The sequence below is a fragment of the Enterobacter hormaechei subsp. hoffmannii genome (assembly GCF_001729745.1).
In the GTDB taxonomy this organism is placed as follows: domain Bacteria; phylum Pseudomonadota; class Gammaproteobacteria; order Enterobacterales; family Enterobacteriaceae; genus Enterobacter; species Enterobacter intestinihominis.
The window spans coordinates 1,095,414-1,113,987 of the sequence record NZ_CP017186.1 but is presented as its reverse complement, the minus strand read 5'-3'; the positions used below and the strand labels follow the sequence as shown (position 1 = coordinate 1,113,987).

The 18,574-nt window shown below is 57.7% G+C and carries 18 protein-coding genes; 12 read left to right on the top strand and 6 right to left on the bottom strand.

Translation table 11 applies throughout. From position 1 onward, the window contains the following. Positions 1–275: 275 nt before the first annotated feature. The 3 genes from BFV65_RS05175 (at position 276) to BFV65_RS05165 (ending at position 3,473) form a co-directional block, all read left to right on the top strand. Positions 276–1,775: a PTS transporter subunit EIIC gene (locus BFV65_RS05175; RefSeq protein ID WP_003858916.1), complete on the top strand. Its 1,500-nt coding sequence runs from the start codon at positions 276–278 to the stop codon at positions 1,773–1,775. Positions 1,776–1,858: 83 nt separating this feature from the next. Continuing rightward, complete coding sequence (gene malI, locus BFV65_RS05170) at positions 1,859–2,875, top strand: Mal regulon transcriptional regulator MalI (RefSeq protein WP_023299483.1); 1,017 nt, start codon at positions 1,859–1,861, stop codon at positions 2,873–2,875. A 73-nt stretch (positions 2,876–2,948) separates the two neighbouring features. After that, a complete protein-coding gene (locus BFV65_RS05165) occupies positions 2,949–3,473 on the top strand; it encodes a metal-dependent hydrolase (RefSeq protein ID WP_069596314.1) in 525 nt (174 codons plus the stop codon). An 85-nt stretch (positions 3,474–3,558) separates the two neighbouring features. Here the strand turns inward: BFV65_RS05165 and cysS are convergent, their stop codons facing one another. Further along, positions 3,559–4,944 (bottom strand): cysteine--tRNA ligase, encoded by a 1,386-nt coding sequence (cysS, locus tag BFV65_RS05160; protein ID WP_058676938.1) that lies wholly within the window; start codon positions 4,942–4,944, stop codon positions 3,559–3,561. A gap of 175 nt (positions 4,945–5,119) precedes the next feature. On the opposite strand from cysS, the gene ppiB reads away from it, so the two are divergent. The 5 genes from ppiB (at position 5,120) to mnmH (ending at position 9,188) form a co-directional block, all read left to right on the top strand. Beyond that, on the top strand, positions 5,120–5,614 hold the full coding sequence (ppiB, locus tag BFV65_RS05155) for a peptidylprolyl isomerase B (protein WP_000256009.1): 495 nt from the start codon (positions 5,120–5,122) through the stop codon (positions 5,612–5,614). A 3-nt stretch (positions 5,615–5,617) separates the two neighbouring features. Then, positions 5,618–6,340 carry a UDP-2,3-diacylglucosamine diphosphatase gene (gene lpxH, locus BFV65_RS05150; RefSeq protein ID WP_022647299.1) on the top strand — a complete coding sequence of 241 codons (723 nt, stop codon included), beginning with the start codon at positions 5,618–5,620 and terminating at the stop codon, positions 6,338–6,340. 119 nt (positions 6,341–6,459) lie between these two features. Then, entirely contained in the window at positions 6,460–6,969 is a 510-nt protein-coding gene (purE, locus tag BFV65_RS05145) for a 5-(carboxyamino)imidazole ribonucleotide mutase (protein ID WP_023299481.1), read from the top strand. Continuing rightward, positions 6,966–8,033 (top strand): 5-(carboxyamino)imidazole ribonucleotide synthase, encoded by a 1,068-nt coding sequence (gene purK, locus BFV65_RS05140; RefSeq protein ID WP_063841917.1) that lies wholly within the window; start codon positions 6,966–6,968, stop codon positions 8,031–8,033. Before purE ends, purK begins: the two co-directional genes overlap by 4 nt. An 84-nt stretch (positions 8,034–8,117) precedes the next feature. Further along, on the top strand, positions 8,118–9,188 hold the full coding sequence (gene mnmH, locus BFV65_RS05135) for a tRNA 2-selenouridine(34) synthase MnmH (RefSeq protein ID WP_069596313.1): 1,071 nt from the start codon (positions 8,118–8,120) through the stop codon (positions 9,186–9,188). Between the two features lie 125 nt (positions 9,189–9,313). Here mnmH and BFV65_RS05130 read toward each other — a convergent pair whose 3' ends face one another. The 3 genes from BFV65_RS05130 to ybbA all read right to left on the bottom strand — a co-directional run bounded on the left by BFV65_RS05130 (position 9,314) and on the right by ybbA (position 13,739). Next, on the bottom strand, positions 9,314–10,459 hold the full coding sequence (locus BFV65_RS05130; protein ID WP_022647296.1) for a porin: 1,146 nt from the start codon (positions 10,457–10,459) through the stop codon (positions 9,314–9,316). 182 nt (positions 10,460–10,641) lie between these two features. Next, a complete protein-coding gene (gene ybbP / locus BFV65_RS05125; protein ID WP_069596312.1) occupies positions 10,642–13,056 on the bottom strand; it encodes a putative ABC transporter permease subunit YbbP in 2,415 nt (804 codons plus the stop codon). Further along, entirely contained in the window at positions 13,053–13,739 is a 687-nt protein-coding gene (ybbA, locus tag BFV65_RS05120; protein WP_006809828.1) for a putative ABC transporter ATP-binding protein YbbA, read from the bottom strand. The genes ybbP and ybbA overlap by 4 nt, the downstream gene beginning before the upstream one ends. On the opposite strand from ybbA, the gene tesA reads away from it, so the two are divergent. The 3 genes from tesA to BFV65_RS05105 are packed head-to-tail and all read left to right on the top strand — an operon-like array spanning position 13,710 to position 16,045. Then, positions 13,710–14,342 (top strand): multifunctional acyl-CoA thioesterase I/protease I/lysophospholipase L1, encoded by a 633-nt coding sequence (tesA, locus tag BFV65_RS05115; protein ID WP_003858933.1) that lies wholly within the window; start codon positions 13,710–13,712, stop codon positions 14,340–14,342. The genes ybbA and tesA overlap by 30 nt on opposite strands. Beyond that, on the top strand, positions 14,323–15,132 hold the full coding sequence (locus tag BFV65_RS05110) for an SDR family oxidoreductase (RefSeq protein WP_087878403.1): 810 nt from the start codon (positions 14,323–14,325) through the stop codon (positions 15,130–15,132). Before tesA ends, BFV65_RS05110 begins: the two co-directional genes overlap by 20 nt. A 58-nt stretch (positions 15,133–15,190) precedes the next feature. Next, the gene (locus BFV65_RS05105; protein WP_022647291.1) at positions 15,191–16,045 is read left to right on the top strand and encodes a co-chaperone YbbN; all 855 of its coding nucleotides are present in this window, start codon (positions 15,191–15,193) and stop codon (positions 16,043–16,045) included. Between the two features lie 49 nt (positions 16,046–16,094). Here the strand turns inward: BFV65_RS05105 and fetB are convergent, their stop codons facing one another. After that, positions 16,095–16,877 carry an iron efflux ABC transporter permease subunit FetB gene (gene fetB, locus BFV65_RS05100; RefSeq protein ID WP_022647290.1) on the bottom strand — a complete coding sequence of 261 codons (783 nt, stop codon included), beginning with the start codon at positions 16,875–16,877 and terminating at the stop codon, positions 16,095–16,097. Then, positions 16,870–17,541, bottom strand: coding sequence for an iron efflux ABC transporter ATP-binding subunit FetA (gene fetA, locus BFV65_RS05095; protein ID WP_023305606.1), 672 nt, complete (start codon positions 17,539–17,541; stop codon positions 16,870–16,872). The genes fetB and fetA overlap by 8 nt, the downstream gene beginning before the upstream one ends. A 142-nt stretch (positions 17,542–17,683) precedes the next feature. Between fetA and BFV65_RS05090 the strand changes: the two genes are divergently transcribed. Continuing rightward, the gene (locus tag BFV65_RS05090; protein WP_058646023.1) at positions 17,684–18,538 is read left to right on the top strand and encodes a hypothetical protein; all 855 of its coding nucleotides are present in this window, start codon (positions 17,684–17,686) and stop codon (positions 18,536–18,538) included. Positions 18,539–18,574: the final 36 nt, after the last annotated feature.

Below are 18,574 nucleotides of genomic sequence, written 5' to 3'. Positions count from 1 at the left end.
ATGCCCGGTGGCGCTGCGCTTACCGGGCCTACGTACTGTCTCCGTTTGTAGGCCGGGTAAGGCGAAGCCGCCACCCGGCAATTTCTCTCACAATCCCCTCACACCCATCACGGTTAATTATCGATCAACTTCAAATAATCACTATTCCCTCTGGCGAAACGTGAAAATTATGTTGCGCGATTTTCAGACTTTCCCCACGATAAGTAGAACGTTCTACTAAAACGTTATACTTACAATAACAGCGCGAAAATAGCGCTACTCGGGGGGAAATCAGCATGAGTCTGATATCAGGGTTTGTTAAATCGCTGTCTAAGTTATCGATGATTGGTCGCGCCTTAATGCTGCCAATTTCACTGCTTCCCGCTGCGGGCCTGCTGCTGGCCTTCGGCGATAAGTTCCACCTGCCGCTGATGATGAACGCCGGCGGGGTTATCTTTGATAACCTGCCGATGCTGTTCGCCATCGGCTCTGCCGTCGGTCTGGCTTCGGAATCCGGCATTGCGGCACTCTCTGCGGCGGTCTCGGTGTTTGTCACCAACATAACCATCAGCACCGTGCTGAGCATTACGCCGGAAATGGCCTCCCAGGGCGGGAAATACGCCATGGTCGTCGGCATTCCGACGTTGCAAATGGGCGTCTTTGGCGGCCTGATCTGCGGTATTCTCGCGGCCTGGTGCTACAACCGCTTCCACACCATGCAGCTGCCGGAATTCCTCGGTTTCTTCTCCGGGAAGCGTTTTGTGGCGATTGCGACGGCATTTCTGTCGTTCCTGCTCGGCCTGCTGCTGCCGTACGTGTGGCAGCATATTCAGTCCGGGATCGACGCCCTGTCCGTGGTGGTGAACGGCGATAACCAGGCGGCCTCGACCTTTATCTTCGGGCTGGTGGAGCGCGCGTTGATCCCGCTCGGCCTGCACCACATCTGGTATCCCTCCTTCTGGTATTCGTTCGGGGATTACACCACCCAGGCGGGTCAGGTGATCCACGGCGACCAGACCATCTGGTTCAAGATGCTCGAAGAAGGGGTGAAATCCTTCAGCAGCGATACCTACCAGAACGCCGGGAAATTCATGCAGGGCGAGTTCCCGCTGATGCTGTTCGCGCTGCCTGCGGCGTGCCTTGCGATGTACCATGAAGCGCATACGAAGAATAAGAAAATTGCGGCCGGTATTCTCTTCTCCGCCGCCCTCACCTGCTTCCTGACGGGCATCACCGAGCCGGTAGAGTTCACCTTTATCTTCGTGGCGCCAATCCTTTACGTCTTCAACGCCATCATGGCGGGCCTGGCGTACATGACCATGTACCTGCTGCATGCGCACATCGCCAAGTCGTTCTCGGCGGGCTTTATCGACTACCTGTCGTTCGGGATCCTGCCGTCGTTTAACGGCTATCAGACCAACTTCCTGAGCGCCATTATCATCGGTATCCCTATGGCCCTGATTTACTACTTCACGTTCCGCTTCGTGATCCGCCGTTTCGACGTGAAAACGCCGGGCCGCACCGAAGTGACCGCCAGCGCGAATGACAAGTCCGATTCCGAACTTGCCACCGAAATCATCGGCCTGCTGGGCGGTGCGCAGAACATTGATTCTGTCGGCTCCTGCATCACGCGTTTGCGTCTGGAAGTGGCGAAGAGCGAAGCGGTGGACCGGGACGGGCTGAACGGGCTGGGCGCGCGCGGCGTGGTGTTTGTTGGCGATAACGGGATACAGGTGATTTTCGGGGCCAGAGCACAGTTTATCGCCCAGACCATGTCAACGATGATTGGCAAATAATAAGATGCCTGAAGGAGGCGTCTCCTGTACGCTGGGGTACGCCTCTTATCTGGCTGATAATCGGTAAATTTCAGGGAGCGGTTTTGAAGAAAGTCAGCATTATTGATGTTGCAAAGCATGCGGGCGTGTCGGTTTCTACCGTGTCGCTGGTGCTGCGCCAGAAAGGGAAAATCTCAGAGGCGACGATCGGGAAGGTCAATGCCGCCATCACAACGCTGGGCTATGTTCATAACGTCGCCGCTGCCAACCTTCGCGCCAACACCTCCAATTTAATCGGCCTGATCCTGCGGGACTTCAGCGACAGCTTTTCCATCAAAGTGATGGCGAGCATCGTTCAGGAGCTGGAGAAACAGGGTTATATGGTTTTTCTCGGTCAGCCGCTGAACGACGACGAACATCTTGAGCGTACCCTGCTCTCATTTAAGCAGCAGGGCGTGGCGGGCGTCATCTATCTGGCGTCGGACACCCGCGCCGCCTCTCTCCCGGAACACATTCGCCAATGCCCGCTGCCGCTTGTGGCGGTTTCGCAGTCGTTGCTGGAAGAGAAATGCAACCTGGTGATGCGCGATAACCGCCAGGCGGCGAACCTGGCCGCGCGTTATCTTATCGAGCGCGGGCACCGCACCATCGCCTACATTGGCGGGCGCGACGGGTGCCGTATTCGCGAGCAGCGCCTGCTCGGTTTTCGCAGCGCGATGACGCAGAACGGCCTGGTCTGGCGTGAGGAATATTCTCCCGCCTGCACCGATGATACGCAGGCGGCGGCCATGGCGACTCGCCAGCTGCTGGAGAAGAACAACACGATTACCGCCCTGCTCTGCCATTCGCCGGACGCGATGATCGGTTCGATCTCCGGCATTCACCAGGTGGGGCGCACGGTGGGCAAAGATGTTTTCCTGACTCAGCAGGTGGCGCTGATCGGCTTTGAAGATATGCTTCACGTAAACCTCACGTCGCCGTCACTGACTTACGTTTCGTCTGCCAGCGAAGAGACAGGCCGCCAGGCGGCAGGGCTGATGATCCGCAGGCTGAAGGAGCCGGATCTGCAAACGCAGCGTATTACCCTCTCCGGCCAGCTTATCGCGCGGGAATCGGCGTAAATTCAGAATTTAGCATGGGTCTTATAGCGCGAGATGACTGCTATATTTCCATGATTTGCCATGGATAAATGCAATGCCTACCGTTATCACCCACGCTGCCGTACCTTTGTGTCTGGGCTTAGGGCTCGGAACCAAAGTCATCCCACCCCGCCTGCTGTTTGCCGGGATCGTCCTCGCCATGCTGCCTGACGCTGACATACTGGCGTTTAAATTCGGTGTCGCCTACGGGAATATTTTCGGCCACCGCGGTTTCACTCATTCGCTGCTGTTTGCCTTTGTAGTGCCCATACTTTGCGTGCTGGCTGGGCGTCGATGGTTCCGGGCCAGCCTGTCGCGCTGCTGGCTGTTTTTAACCGTGTCGCTGCTGTCGCACAGCCTGCTGGATTCGATTACCACCGGCGGGAAAGGCGTCGGCTGGCTGTGGCCCTGGTCAGATGAGCGCTTCTTTGCGCCGTGGCAGGTGATTAAGGTCGCGCCGTTTGCACTGTCGCGCTATACCACGCCGTACGGGCATCAGGTGATTATCTCGGAACTGCTGTGGGTGTGGCTGCCGGGAATCGTGCTGATGGGAGTATTATGGTGGAAGAAGAGAAGGTAAAAAAAGCCGGGTGGCGGCTACGCCTTACCCGGCCTGCTTTCACCTGTAGGCCCGGTAAGCGTAAGCGCCACCGGGCATTACGGACTTACTTACGACGCCAGGTGGTGCCCTGCGGGCCGTCTTCCAGAATAATACCCATCTCGGTCAGACGGTTACGCGCCGCATCCGCCGCCGCCCAGTCTTTCGCCTGACGCGCTTCCAGACGCGCTTTAATCAGTGCTTCAATTTCCGCTACTTCACCGTCGTCCGCCTGCGCGCCGCTTTGCAGGAACATGTCCGGCTCCTGCTCCAGCAGGCCGAGCACGGAAGAGAGCTTACGCAGATGAGACGCCAGCGCATTCGCCGCCGCCATATCTTCTGACTTCAGGCGATTCACCTCACGCGCCATGTCGAACAGCACGGAGTAGGCTTCCGGGGTGTTGAAGTCGTCGTTCATGACCTCAACGAAGCGGGCTTCGAACGCCTCGCCGCCAGCGGCCGGAACAGACCTGTCGGTGCCGCGCAGTGCGGTATACAGACGCTCCAGCGCAGCGCGCGCCTGCTTCAGGTTCTCTTCGCTGTAGTTCAGCTGGCTGCGATAGTGGCCGGACATCAGGAAGTAGCGCACGGTTTCCGCGTCGTAATACTTCAGCACGTCGCGCACGGTGAAAAAGTTACCCAGCGATTTCGACATCTTCTCGCGGTCAACCATCACCATCCCGGAGTGCATCCAGTAGTTCACGTACTCGCCGCCGTGAGCACAGGTGGACTGCGCGATTTCGTTTTCGTGGTGCGGGAACATCAGATCCGAACCGCCGCCGTGAATGTCGAAATGGTTGCCCAGCTGTTTGCAGTTCATCGCGGAACATTCAATGTGCCAGCCCGGACGCCCTTCGCCCCACGGGGATGGCCAGCTCGGTTCGCCCGCTTTGGACATCTTCCACAGCACGAAGTCCATCGGATTACGCTTCACGTCAACCACGTCCACGCGTGCACCGGCCTGGAGCTGGTCCAGATCCTGGCGGGAAAGCGCACCGTAGGTTGGGTCCGTCGGCACCGAGAACATCACGTCGCCGTTGTCCGCCACATAGGCGTGACCGCGCTCGATCAGCTTTTGGGTGATCTCAATGATTTCATGAATATGGTGGGTCGCACGCGGCTCGCTATCCGGGCGCAGAATATTCAAGGCATCAAAATCCTTGTGCATTTCGGCGATCATGCGATCCACCAGCGCGACAAAGCTTTCGCCATTTTCATTAGCACGTTTAATGATTTTGTCGTCGATGTCGGTGATGTTGCGCACATACTTCAGGTTATAGCCCAGGAAGCGCAGGTAGCGGGACACCACGTCGAACGCGACAAAGGTACGGCCATGGCCGATATGACAGAGATCGTAAACCGTAATACCACACACGTACATGCCGACTTCCCCGGCATGGATAGGTTTAAATTCCTCTTTTTGGCGCGTCATTGTATTAAAGATTTTTAACATCGAAGATTCCATGTAAACACGTGTGTGGATTGTTTGTTCCTTATAATACCCATAATTCGGAGCACGGTCAGCACACAATGCAAGGTGATCGTGTCCTGTGGTTATGCTATAACAAGCCCCTATATGTGACCCGAGCACGGGTCGACGCACCACAATAACGGAACAGGATGCAAAAATGGTTACTTTCCACACTAATCATGGCGATATCGTAATCAAAACCTTTGATGACAAAGCGCCTGAAACAGTTAAAAACTTCCTGGACTACTGCCGCGAAGGTTTCTACAACAACACTATTTTCCACCGTGTGATCAACGGCTTTATGATCCAGGGCGGCGGTTTCGAGCCTGGCATGCGCCAGAAAGAGACGAAAGAAGCGATCAAAAACGAAGCGAACAACGGCCTGAAAAACACCCGCGGTACGCTGGCAATGGCCCGTACTCAGGCCCCGCACTCTGCTACCGCACAGTTCTTCATTAACGTGGCGGACAACGACTTCCTGAACTTCTCTGGCGAAAGCCTGCAAGGCTGGGGCTACTGCGTATTCGCAGAAGTGGTTGAAGGCATGGACGTGGTCGACAAGATCAAAGCCGTTTCTACTGGCCGCAGCGGTATGCACCAGGACGTTCCTAAAGAAGACGTTGTGATCACAAGCGTGACCGTCAGCGAGTAATTCGTGGCGACACTCTTTATTGCGGATCTGCATCTGCAAACAGAAGAACCGGCGATAACCGCCGGTTTTCTGCGTTTTTTACGCGGTGAAGCGAAAAGCGCCGATGCGCTGTACATTCTGGGTGACCTGTTTGAGGCCTGGATAGGCGACGACGATCCGAACCCGCTGCACCGTGAGATGGCTGCTGCCATTAAAGCCCTGGTGGATTCCGGCGTCCCCTGCTATTTCATTCACGGCAACCGTGATTTCCTGATCGGCCAGCGCTACGCCCGCGAGAGCGGAATGACGCTGCTCCCGGAAGAGCAGGTGCTTGACCTCTATGGCCGCAATATTCTGATCATGCACGGCGACACGCTATGCACTGACGATACCGGCTACCTGGCGTTTCGCGCCAAAGTTCACACCCCGTGGATCCAGAAAGTGTTCCTCGCCCTGCCGCTGTTTATCCGCAACCGCATCGCCGCCAGAATGCGCGCGGGCAGCAAGGCCGCCAACAGCAGCAAATCGATGACCATCATGGACGTCAACCCGCAGGCGGTGGTGAACGTGATGGAGAAGCATCGCGTTCAGTGGCTGATCCACGGCCATACCCATCGTCCCGATGTGCATTCCCTTATCGCCAACGGCGAGCCCGCCCATCGCGTGGTTTTAGGCGCCTGGCACAGCGAAGGATCGATGGTCAAAGTCACGCCGGAAGGTGTTGAACTGATCGCCTTCCCGTTTTAACGCCTCCCCGTCTTTTCGCCCATTTCCCGACCACGCAACCGTTTTCCTTGCCGGTATTACATGCTATTCTCTGTGCCCTCGAAAGCAGTGTGTTCCGCACCACAGGAGTTTTAAGACGCATGTCTTCCCGCAATAATCCGGCGCGTGTCGCCATCGTGATGGGGTCCAAAAGCGACTGGGCTACCATGCAGTTCGCCGCCGAAATCTTTGAAATCCTGAATGTTCCGCACCACGTCGAAGTGGTTTCCGCGCACCGTACGCCGGATAAACTGTTCAGCTTCGCCGAAAGCGCCGAAGAGAACGGTTACGAGGTGATCATTGCCGGTGCGGGCGGCGCAGCACATCTGCCGGGCATGATTGCCGCCAAAACCCTGGTGCCGGTACTGGGTGTTCCCGTGCAAAGCGCCGCGTTAAGCGGGGTTGATAGCCTGTACTCTATCGTCCAGATGCCGCGCGGTATCCCTGTCGGTACGCTGGCGATTGGTAAGGCGGGTGCCGCAAATGCCGCCCTGCTGGCCGCGCAGATCCTCGCGACGCATGATAATGACTTACATCAACGCCTGGCGGAGTGGCGTAAAGCCCAGACCGACGAGGTGCTGGATAACCCGGATCCGCGGGGTGCAGCATGAAGCAGGTTTGCGTTCTTGGTAATGGTCAGCTTGGCCGGATGCTGCGTCAGGCCGGTGAGCCGCTGGGTATTGCCGTCTGGCCCGTCGGGCTGGACGCCGAGCCGGAAGCCGTGCCGTTCCATCAGAGCGTGATCACCGCCGAAATTGAACGCTGGCCGGAAACCGCCCTGACCCGCGAGCTGGCGCGCCATAACGCCTTTGTGAACCGCGACGTCTTCCCGATCATCGCCGACCGTCTGACGCAAAAGCAGCTGTTCGACAAGCTCGGCCTTGCGACCGCGCCGTGGCAGCTGTTGTCCGACAAAAGCGAGTGGAATGACGTCTTCGCCATGCTGGGCGATCTGGCGATCGTGAAGCGTCGTGTCGGCGGCTACGACGGTCGCGGGCAGTGGCGCCTGCGCGCGAACGACGCCGCCGAGCTGCCGGACGACTGCTACGGCGAGTGCATCGTTGAGCAGGGCATAAACTTCAGCGGTGAAGTGTCGCTGGTGGGCGCGCGCGGGCATGACGGGCACACCGTTTTTTACCCGCTAACGCATAACCTGCATCAGGACGGGATTCTGCGCACCAGCGTCGCCTTCCCGCAGGCCAATGCTGACCAGCAGGCGCAGGCGGAAGAGATGCTCTCTGCCATCATGCATGAGCTGGGCTATGTGGGCGTAATGGCGATGGAGTGTTTCGTCACGCCATCGGGTCTGCTGATCAACGAACTTGCGCCGCGCGTGCACAACAGCGGCCACTGGACGCAAAACGGTGCCTCCATCAGCCAGTTCGAGCTGCACCTGCGCGCCATCACTGACCTGCCGCTGCCGCAGCCGGTGGTGACCAGCCCGTCGGTGATGATCAACCTGATCGGCACCGATCTGAACTACGACTGGCTGAAGCTGCCGCTGGTGCACCTGCACTGGTACGACAAAGCGGTGCGCCCGGGTCGTAAGGTCGGCCACCTGAACCTGAACGATACCGACACGGATCGCCTGAGCGCCACGCTGGAAGCGATTGTTCCCCTGCTGCCGCCAGAATACGCGAGCGGGATTGTCTGGGCGCAGTCAAAACTGAAGTAAGTAACCCCCGCCGGGGAGTTGACCTTCCCCTTCCCCGGCGTACAATTCCCGCCCATTGCTGCTTAGCTTTCTTCTGGAACCACCATGAACGATGGAACGGACTATCGCGCGATCCTCGCGTCCGATACCCCTTTAATCGACGTTCGCGCGCCGATCGAATTTGTCCAGGGTGCGATGCCCGCCGCACTCAACCTGCCCTTAATGAACGACGACGAGCGTGCCGCCGTCGGCACCTGCTATAAACGCCAGGGTCCGGACGCCGCACTGACGCTCGGCCATAGCCTGGTCAACGGCGAGACGCGAGAGGCGCGCATCAACGCCTGGCGCGAAGCCAGCCTGGCCCATCCTGAGGGCTACCTTTGCTGCGCGCGCGGTGGCCAGCGCTCACATATCTCCCAGGCCTGGCTTAAAGAGGCGGGAATCGCTTATCCGCTGATCCGCGGCGGCTATAAGGCCCTGCGCCAGACGGCAATTCAGGTGACGATTGAGCAGTCACAAAAACCGATGGTGCTTATCGGTGGCTGTACCGGAAACGGCAAAACGCTGCTGGTGAAGCAGCATGCGCAGGGCATCGATCTGGAAGGGCTGGCGCACCATCGCGGCTCGTCATTTGGCCGCACGCTCACCCCGCAACTTTCTCAGGCGAGCTTCGAGAATCACCTTGCCGTCGAGCTGCTAAAAAAAGATGCCGCGCGCTGGGTGCTGGAGGATGAGGGCCGGATGATTGGCTCTAACCACCTGCCGGAGTGCCTGCGCGACCGCATGGCGGAAGCGCCTGTCGTGGTGGTCGAAGATCCGTTTGAGATCCGTCTTGAGCGCCTGCGCGAAGAGTATTTCGACCACATGTGGGCCGATTTTTTTGCCGCCTACGGTGAAGAAGCGGGCTGGAAAGCCTACAGCGAATACCTGCATCACGGCCTGTTCGCCATCCGCCGTCGTCTGGGGCTGCAACGATTCGCGGAATTTACCGCGCTATTAGATTCCGCGCTGCTGGAACAACAGCGCTCTGGAAGCACTGACGAGCACTTCAGCTGGCTTGTGCCGTTGCTGAAGGACTATTACGACCCGATGTACGGCTATCAGCTGGAGAAGAAAGCGGAGAAGATTGTTTTTCGCGGGACGTACGAAGAAATTGCCGAATGGCTTGATCGCTGAAAAATAAAGCCGGGTGGCGAGGTAAAAGCAAAACGGCAACCTGGGTTGCCGTTTTTAATGTTTTTTCCCTCTCCCCGTGGGAGAGGGTCAGGGTGAGGGCATCAGGCCGCACCCTACATGACAACTCAGAAGTCGTAACGCAGACGCACCAGGTTCATGTCGCCCAGGTTGTCGGTGCTGGAGGTGAACACGTGTTCGTAATCCACGCGGAAACCGTAGTCCAGCTGGACGCTGATACCTACGCCGTTGTCGATGCGCTGGTAGTTACGGCCGTTCACGTACTCAATGCGGTCGCCCATGAAGTACGGCTGAATGGATTTCACCGCATACTGACCGACCGGGAATTTGTATCCTGCGAAGTATTCAATACCCCATGCATCACCGGCGAAGTAGTCGTTAACGGACACTTTTTTGGTGGTCATGAAGTTCTGATACCAGCCGCCGCCTGCGGAGAAGGTCCAGTTATCCGGCGTCCAGCTCAGTGCGGTGCCGAGAATGTTCTGGTCGTAGGATTTGCTGTCGCCGTTGTCCGGATTACGCATGTCCGCGCGGGTGTAGTTCCACGCTGCGCCCCAGGTCAGATCGGTGGTCAGGTGGTAATCGATACCCAGTGAACCGCCGCCTTTGCGCTTGTAGCGCAGGCCGTTGCCCGGCAGGTATTCGCTGTCTTCAAACAGGTAAGAGGCGTAGATGTCAGCATCGCCCACGGTTTTCTTGTACTTCAGCATCTGGCGTGAACGGTAAGAGCCGTCGTAGTCGCCGTTGATCCCGTTACCCGACGCCTGACCAATCATGTCGTAGTCCCAGATATCGGTTTTCGCGCCCACCACGTCATAGTACACGCTGTTCTGCTGGCCGAAGGTAAGCGTACCCCAGGTGTCGCTCTTCAGACCGGTGTAGAGCATACGGCGTGAGGTGTCGTGCGCGCCGTCGGCGTAGTGGTTATCCCAGTTAAACTGCGCCGGAATGTTCACACCCAGCTCGTAGTAGGTGATCCAGCTGATGTCATCGAACAGGTAGTAGTCTGCCGCGAAACGGAAACGGGTACCGCCGTCAAAACCGTTACGCTTGTAGCCGTTTTTGCCGTCATCACCGGTCATGTTCTGGAACTGAGGACGGATGCTGCCGCCAACGGTGAAGTTCAGACGGCTCAGCGGGTTACCCGCCTGCGGATCCTGTTTCAGAAGGGTGATTTCCGCCTGAGATGCGAAAGAAGCCAATGCCACTGCTGCGCCGATCGTTGTCGCCAGCGCTGTTTTTCTTATAGTCATTCTTTTTCCTTGATAGACACGCTGCTAAATATTTAGCTGGTGAATATTAACCGGAAAAATTCGGGCTGTGTGGGCGGGTTTTTAATGTTTTGTGCTACTAAATGCATGAGCATTAACGATTTGTGCTATTAAGTGATGACACACCAGCAGAAATGCCGGTGCGTCATCATCACGCAAGTAAACTAGCTGACAAACTGGCGGAACAGCGCTTTACCTTTCAACAGCCGCGTCCCGAGCCAGCCACCGCACAGGGACAGCAGCACCGCGCCGCAGACGGGCAGCGTGAGCCACAGCCGCCAGTCAGGCTCCCATGGAAAATCAAAGACTTTCGTCTGAAGCACCGCCAGTGCGGTTTCCGCCCCGATGACCGCCACCAGGCCCGCCACCAGCCCGAGCAGGGCAAATTCGCTCCACAGCGTGGCGCGCAGCAGCCTTTTACTGGCCCCCAGCGTGCGGTAGACCACCAGCTCCTGATGACGCTGGCGCATGCCCACCTGTACCTGCGCCAGCAGCAACAATAGGCCGCAGACGGTCACCAGCACCACCATCACCTCCAGGGCGCGGCTCACCTGTTCCAGCACCTGCCCGACCTGTTTGAGGATCGCGCCGATATCCAGCAGGCTCACCGTCGGAAATTCCCGGTTCAGTTGCGTCAGCATGCCGTTGCCGTTTTCCCAGCGGAAGCTGGTCAGCCAGCTCTGGGGCTGTCCGTCCAGCGCGCCCGGCGGGAAGATGAAGAAGAAATTTGGCCGCAGGCTTTCCCAGTCCACTTTGCGCAGGCTGGTGACTTTGGCGGTGAAATCCTGGGTATCACCGGTAAAGGTCACGCTATCGCCGAGCTTCACGTTCAGGCGTGTCGCCAGCCCCTCCTCCATCGACACTTCCCCCGCTTTCGGCGGCCAGGTGCCGGCAACGATCGGGTTATGGTCCGGACGTTTCGCCTGCCAGGTCAGGTTGAGCTCGCGGTTGAGCGATTCATCCTTATTTCCCTCCGTGGACTGGCCGTTGATCTGCGTCAGGCGGGCGCGCACGATCGGATAGAACGATTCCGGAATAATGTGATGCTCAGACAGGAACCCCTTCAGCGGCGTCACCTGTTCGGGAGCAATGTTGATCAGGAAATAGTTCGGGCTTTCCGGCGGAAGCTGCTGCTGCCAGCGATCCAGCAGATCCCCGCGCAGCACCAGCAGAAGCGCCAGCAGCATAAACGACAGCGAAAATGCCGAGAGCTGGCTGAGCGTGGACCACGGCTGATGCAGCAGTCGGTTAACCGCCAGCCGAACCGGCAGCGATCTCACCGTCAGCTTTTTGAGAAGATTGAGCAATAGCCAGCCCACCACGCCGCACAGCAGCGCCAGCACCACCGCGCCCGCCAGCACCGCCCACAGCAGCGTACTGCCGCCCATCAGCCAGGCCAACAGCCCGACTGCCACCGCAATAATCACCGGCAGATAGAACTTCAGCGGCCAGACGCTGGCCACCACATCCCGGCGCAGCACGCGCAGCGGCTGGGTGGCGAGCAGCAGCCGGTAGGGGCGTAACCCCACCAGCAGGGAGATCGTCGTCATCGCGCCGATGGCCCACAGCCACGGCCAGAGGCTGGCAGGCGGCAGCGCAGCGGGCAGTACCGGTTTGAGCAGCACCATCAGCAGCTTTTCAAACAGCAGCCCTATCGCCCCGCCGGTCAGAGCCGACAGCGCCAGCACCATCAACCACTGGCCGACAATCAGCTTGCGCAGCTGTGCCCGGCCCGCGCCGAGAGTTTTGAGGATCGCCACCAGATCGTAACGGCTGCGGCAGTAGTGCCCCATTGCCACGGCAACGGCCGCAATGGCCAGCAGCAGGGTTAACAGCGCCGACAGCAACAGAAACTGCTGAGAACGCTCGAGGGATTTGCCGAGCGCCCCGTCATCCTGCTCCAGCCCGTACCAGCGATGTTCCGGCTTGAGCTGAGGCAGGAGCCATTTTTCATACGCCTCCAGTTGAGCAGGCGTCCCGCCAAACTTATAGCGCCATGTGACGCGGCTACCCGGCTGGACGGCGTTGGTTTTCGCCACATCAGCGGTGTTCATCAGCAGGCGCGGCGCGAGCTGGAACGGATTAAATCCGGAGTCGGGTTCCTGCACCACTTCCCCGGCAATTTTGAGGGTCGCGTCGCCGACGTCGATACTGTCGCCGGGTTTCAGGTTCAGCAGCGCCATCAGACGCGATGCCAGCAGTACCGTACCGGCCGTCGGTTTTAGCCCCGGCGGACTGGTTTGTAAGTCACCATACATCGGGTAGATGTCATCCACGGCTTTTACGCTGGCAAGCTGTGGCGTGTCGCCCGCAAAGGTCATGGTCTGAAAGGTGATTTGCTCTCCCACCTTCAGCCCCTCTTTGCGCGCTTCCTCAATCCAGCCCGGCGGCACGGGGCGAGAACTTTGCAGAGCCCGGTCCCCCGCCATGAATTCCCGACTCTGCTGGCTAAGCCCTTTCTCCATACGATCGCTGACGCTGCCGAGCGCCAGCACGCAGGCCACCGCCAGACTCAACGCCAGCCAGACAATCAGCAGCGAGGGCGAGCGCCATTCGCGCCAGAACCAGCGGGCAATCATGCTTCCTCCTGAAGAACACCGTTCACCAGCCGCAGGCGGCGGTCGCAGCGGGCGGCCAGCTGCGGGTCGTGGGTAACCAGAATCAGCGTGGTGCCGTGTTCGCGGTTGAGTGAAAACAGCAGATCGGCAATTTTGTCCCCGGTTTTACGGTCGAGATTGCCCGTGGGCTCATCGGCAAACAGCACTTCCGGGCGCCCGTTAAACGCCCGGGCCAGCGCCACGCGCTGCTGCTCACCGCCGGAAAGCTGTGCCGGAAGGTGGTCGAGACGTTTTCCCAGCCCCAACTGTTCCAGCAACGCTTTGGCGTGATCGCGGCTTTCGCGGGTATTTTCACCGCGCAGCAGGCCGGGCAGCTCAACGTTTTCCAGCGCGTTGAGGGTTGGGATCAGCATGAATGACTGAAAGACAAACCCGATATGCCGGGCACGCAGCGCGGCGCGCGCCTCTTCATCAAGCGCGTGGAGGGGCTGGCCGACCAGGTTCACTTCCCCGCTGCTGCCATCGTCCAGCCCGGCGAGAATGGCCAGCAGCGTGGACTTACCGGAACCGGATTCGCCAATCAGGGCGATGGTTTCGGCACGTTTGACAACGAGTTCAACTCCGGTGAGGATGGAAAGCTCGTGTTCTCCCTGACCGACGGACTTCTTAAGACGATGAACTTCAACAATGTTTTCCGCTGGCATTTGCCCTTCCTGTTTTTGATGCTGATGACCTTCCGCGCGGCGGCTGCGGACACGTTATTGATTCTGGGCGATAGCCTGAGCGCGGGCTATCGTATGGCGGCCAGTGCGGCCTGGCCCGCCCTGCTCAATGATAAATGGCAGTCCCGGGCGTCTGTCGTTAACGGCAGCATCAGCGGCGATACGTCGCAGCAAGGCTTATCGCGCCTGCCTGCCCTGCTTAAGCAGCATCAACCGCGTTGGGTGCTGGTCGAACTGGGCGGTAATGATGGTTTGCGCGGCTTCCAGCCACAGCAAACGGAGCAAACGCTGCGGACTATTTTGCAGACCATTAAGGCCGCTAACGCCCAGCCGCTGCTGATGCAAATTCGCCTGCCCGCTAACTACGGCCGTCGGTATAATGAGGCGTTTAGCGCGATCTATCCTAAGCTTGCCAAAGAGTTTGATATTCCGCTGCTGCCATTTTTCATGGAAGAGGTCTATCTGAAACCCCAGTGGATGCAGGATGATGGCATTCACCCCAATCGCGATGCCCAGCCGTTCATTGCCGACTGGATGGCAACCCGGCTGGCTCCTTTAGTAAAACATGACTCGTCAAACAGCTGAGAACCTGACAGGTAAAGTTATGCAAAAATCGGTCTTAATAACAGGATGTTCCAGCGGAATTGGCCTTGAAAGCGCCCTTGAACTGAAACGTCAGGGGTTTTGGGTGCTGGCGGCCTGCCGCAAACCCGAAGATGTCGAACGCATGCGAGGGCTGGGATTTACCGGCATTCTGCTGGATCTCGATTCGCCAGAGAGCGTGGAGCAGGCCGCCGATGAGGTTATCGCCCTGACCAACAACCGGCTTTACGGCCTGTTCAACAATGCGGGCTATGGCGTATACGGCCCGCTACAGACCCTCTCACGGGAACAGCTGGAGCAGCAGTTCTCCGCAAACTTTTTTGGGGCGCATCAGCTCACCATGCGCCTTCTCCCCGCCATGCTGCCGCACGGCGAAGGGCGGATTGTCATGACCTCCTCGGTGATGGGCCTGATCTCCACGCCGGGACGCGGGGCTTACGCTGCCAGTAAATATGCGCTTGAAGCCTGGTCCGATGCGTTGCGCATGGAGCTGCGCCACAGCGGCATTAAGGTCAGCCTGATTGAACCGGGCCCCATCCGCACCCGCTTTACGGAAAACGTTAACCAGACGCAGGCGGACCAACCGGTCGAAAATCCCGGTATCGCGGCGCGTTTTACGCTTGGGCCAGAAGCCGTGGTTGCCAAAGTGCGCCACGCATTTGAGAGCGATACCCCTAAAATGCGCTATCCGGTGACGCTGGTGACCCATGCCGTCGGCTGGTTAAAACGCCTGCTGCCGGGGCGGATGATGGACAAAATTTTGCAGGGTTGAGTTGAAGCGACGACGCTTACCCCCATGTAAAGAGTAAACCGATAAAAGAGAATGCCGCATGTCCGTACAGAATATCGTCAACATAACTGAAGCTAACCTGCAACAGACACTCGAACAGTCAATGACTACACCGGTGCTGTTCTACTTCTGGTCTGAACGCAGCCAACACTGCCTGCAGCTGACGCCGGTCCTGGAAAGCCTTGCCGCGCAGTACAACGGTCAATTCATTCTGGCGAAGCTGGATTGTGACGCCGAACCGATGGTGGCTTCCCAGTTTGGCCTGCGTGCGATCCCAACCGTCTACCTGTTCCAGAACGGTCAGCCGGTGGATGGCTTCCAGGGGCCTCAGCCGGAAGAGGCGATCCGCGCCCTGCTGGATAAAGTCCTGCCGCGCGAAGAAGAGCTGAAAGCGCAGGAAGCCATGGCGCTGATGCAGGAAGGCAAGTACGACGAGGCGCTGCCGCTGTTAAAAGACGCGTGGCAGCTGTCGAACCAGAACAGCCAGATTGGTCTGCTGCTGGCAGAGACCCAGATTGCGCTGCACCGCCCCGAAGACGCGGAAGCCGTGCTGAAAACGGTGCCGATGCAGGATCAGGACACCCGCTATCAGGGCCTGGTGGCGCAGATTGACCTGCTGAAACAGGCGGCGGATACCCCTGAAATTCAGCAACTTCAGCAGCAGGTTGCGGACAACCCGGCGGATGCCGCGCTGGCAAGCCAGCTGGCGCTTCAGCTTCACCAGGTGGGGCGTAATGAAGAGGCGCTGGAGCTGCTGTTTAGTCACCTTCAGAAGGACCTGGGCGCCGCAGACGGTCAGGCGCGAAAGATGTTCCAGGAGATCCTGGCCGCGCTCGGCACCGGTGACGCGCTGGCGTCTAAGTATCGTCGTCAGCTGTACGCATTGCTTTACTAACAAAAATGCCCGGTGGCGCTAACGCTTGCCGGGCCTACAGAAGCCGATATTACCCCGTCTTTTTCAACTGCGTCACCACCAGCTGGTGGCGCGCGTTGTAAAACTTCCGATAGGTCAGATAGCAGGCAATAATCGTCGACAGGCTCGCCGTAGAGAGCAGCATAAACGTCACCATAATCTGGTATTTAATCGCTTTTACCGGATCGATACCGGCAAAAATTAGCCCCGACATCATGCCCGGCAGGCTCACCAGACCCACGGTTTTGGCGGAATCCACCGTTGGGATCAGCGAAGAACGAATGCTGTCGCGGATCAACCGCGCCGAGGCCACCTTCGGTGTCGCGCCCAGGCTTAGCTTCTCCTGAAGCTGTTGCTGTTCACTGCTGAAGCGTTGCCCCAGATTGTTGTAGCATAACCCGACCGCCACCATCGCATTGCCCGCAATCATCCCGGAAATGGGGATCACCTGCATCGGCGTAAATTCTATCGAGCCGGAGAGCACCAGTACCGCCAGCGTTAACGCGGTCCCGGTGGTGATGGCAATAAACGACGAGAGGAACGCTTTATCGATGTATTTACTGCGTTTCTGCGCGTTCCATGCCGCGTTAAAGCAGATAAACAGCACCATCAACAGGGTCAGCACGGCATGATTGACGTTGAAGATGTATTTCAGCACATAGCCGACGATGATGAGCTGAATGACCGCGCGAACGATACTCCACAGAATATCTTTTTCCAGCCCCAGCTTCTCCCGGTAGCTGACCACAATCGCCACCAGCACCAGGACCATCGACAGCGCCAGCGATTCGTTGGTTATGTTATGTTCACCCACGGTGAGCCTCCTCCATTTTCCCGCCCTGCGGCCTGAGCGTGATGACATCATCCGCATGGCTAATTTCATTTGAATCGTGCGTCACCCACAGCACGGCAATATCCTGTTCACGGACGTAGCGATGAATAATCTCATTGACGTTGCGCTTGTTAGCGTCATCCAGCGCGCTGGTGATTTCATCCAGCAAAAGCACCTTCGGCAGGAATTGCAGGTTACGGATCAGCGAGACGCGCTGCTTTTCCCCGCCTGACAGTTCGGCAGTCGATTTGGTCAGCGTCTCCGGCGGAAGCCCAAAACGGGTCAGATCGTCCGCAAACTTTTTCGGATCGGGCGTTTGGTTGCGGATGTGCCAGGGGAAAACCAGATTGTCGTACACCGTGTCGCCAAACAGGGACGGCGTTTGCACGCAGTATGACACCTGCTGGCGATAGCTTTCCGGTGTAAGCGTGGCGATATCTTTCCCTTCAAACAGGATGGTTCCCTCCGTTGGACTCAGTAGCGAAGCCACGATTTTCAGGAGGGTGCTTTTGCCGCAGCCGGAGGGGCCGGTTATGAGTTTAAATTCGCCCGGAGAGAGACAAAAATCGACGTGCTGAAGGATGGTGTTATCACCCACACGAAAGCCAACATCCCTGATATCCAGAAGATTTTTTTTATTATTCATTCCGATTCCGTTAACCGCTGTGATAAGAACAGCCTTTAGCATAATCCTTTCCGCTACGCTGCGCGAATAGCCTTAACCTATCGCAAGTGTTAAACTTTTTGTTCGGTAATTGTCACCTCTATAACTACAGGAAGTCAGCAACATGACACATATCTTTTATGAGTTCTCTTCCCTGAAGCCTGGTGTTCCAGATGTGGAAACATTAATGGAAGTCATCAATTCTTCTGAACTCACGCGTTTTGTCATGGGTGCAGAGGTGGTCGATTTTGTTAAGAAGGCGCTCATCGTTAACACCACGATCGGAAGCTTTAAAAACTGCTATTTTGCTTTCGATGATGGGGCTTACTTTCTCGAGTTTGACGGCAAGGGTAAATCCAGACGCTTTACTGAGGTGCCGGACTGGTTCGTTTCCCCCGCGGAATTTGCCCGCTCGCAATGGCTGATTAACCATGACCTGGCCGATGTGAAGGCGACAGCGTTTATTGACGTGCTAATGTCCTACCCGCTTAAAGAGCGCCGGGCGCACTGCAATCTGCTGTTTGGTCTGGATCTGCATAAGGTCAATGTGGTTCCGGCGCCTACAGCCCCTGCCGGAAAAATGGGCAATAAAAACGGAAAAACCACCAAGCCTCGCGTCACGGATCTCGGCTCTTTTGAGCTTTTTACCGCGTTCTTTGCACGCATGAAAACCGCCGTCAATGCAAATGAGTTCCCCACCTTACAGGTGCTGACAGGCCAGAAGGATCTTGCAAAAGCGCCGCACAGCTTAAAGCAAGGGATCAGAACCTGGTTTAAGGGGATTACCGGCGATCTGCCGCCGAACAACAAACGTGTCGGAGCGGGCAATGCAGTACTGTTCTGCGCTCCCGTTCGCGAGCAGATCCAGCAGATAGAGGCCATCGGCCTGGAAAAATACTATCAGGGCTTATCGAAAGCCATCGCTGACGCCGGGGATGGGTTTATCACCGACTTCAGCTATTCCTGGTCTGAAGAGTAACGCTATGCGCCCCGCTCTCCTGGCGGGGCGTTTTAA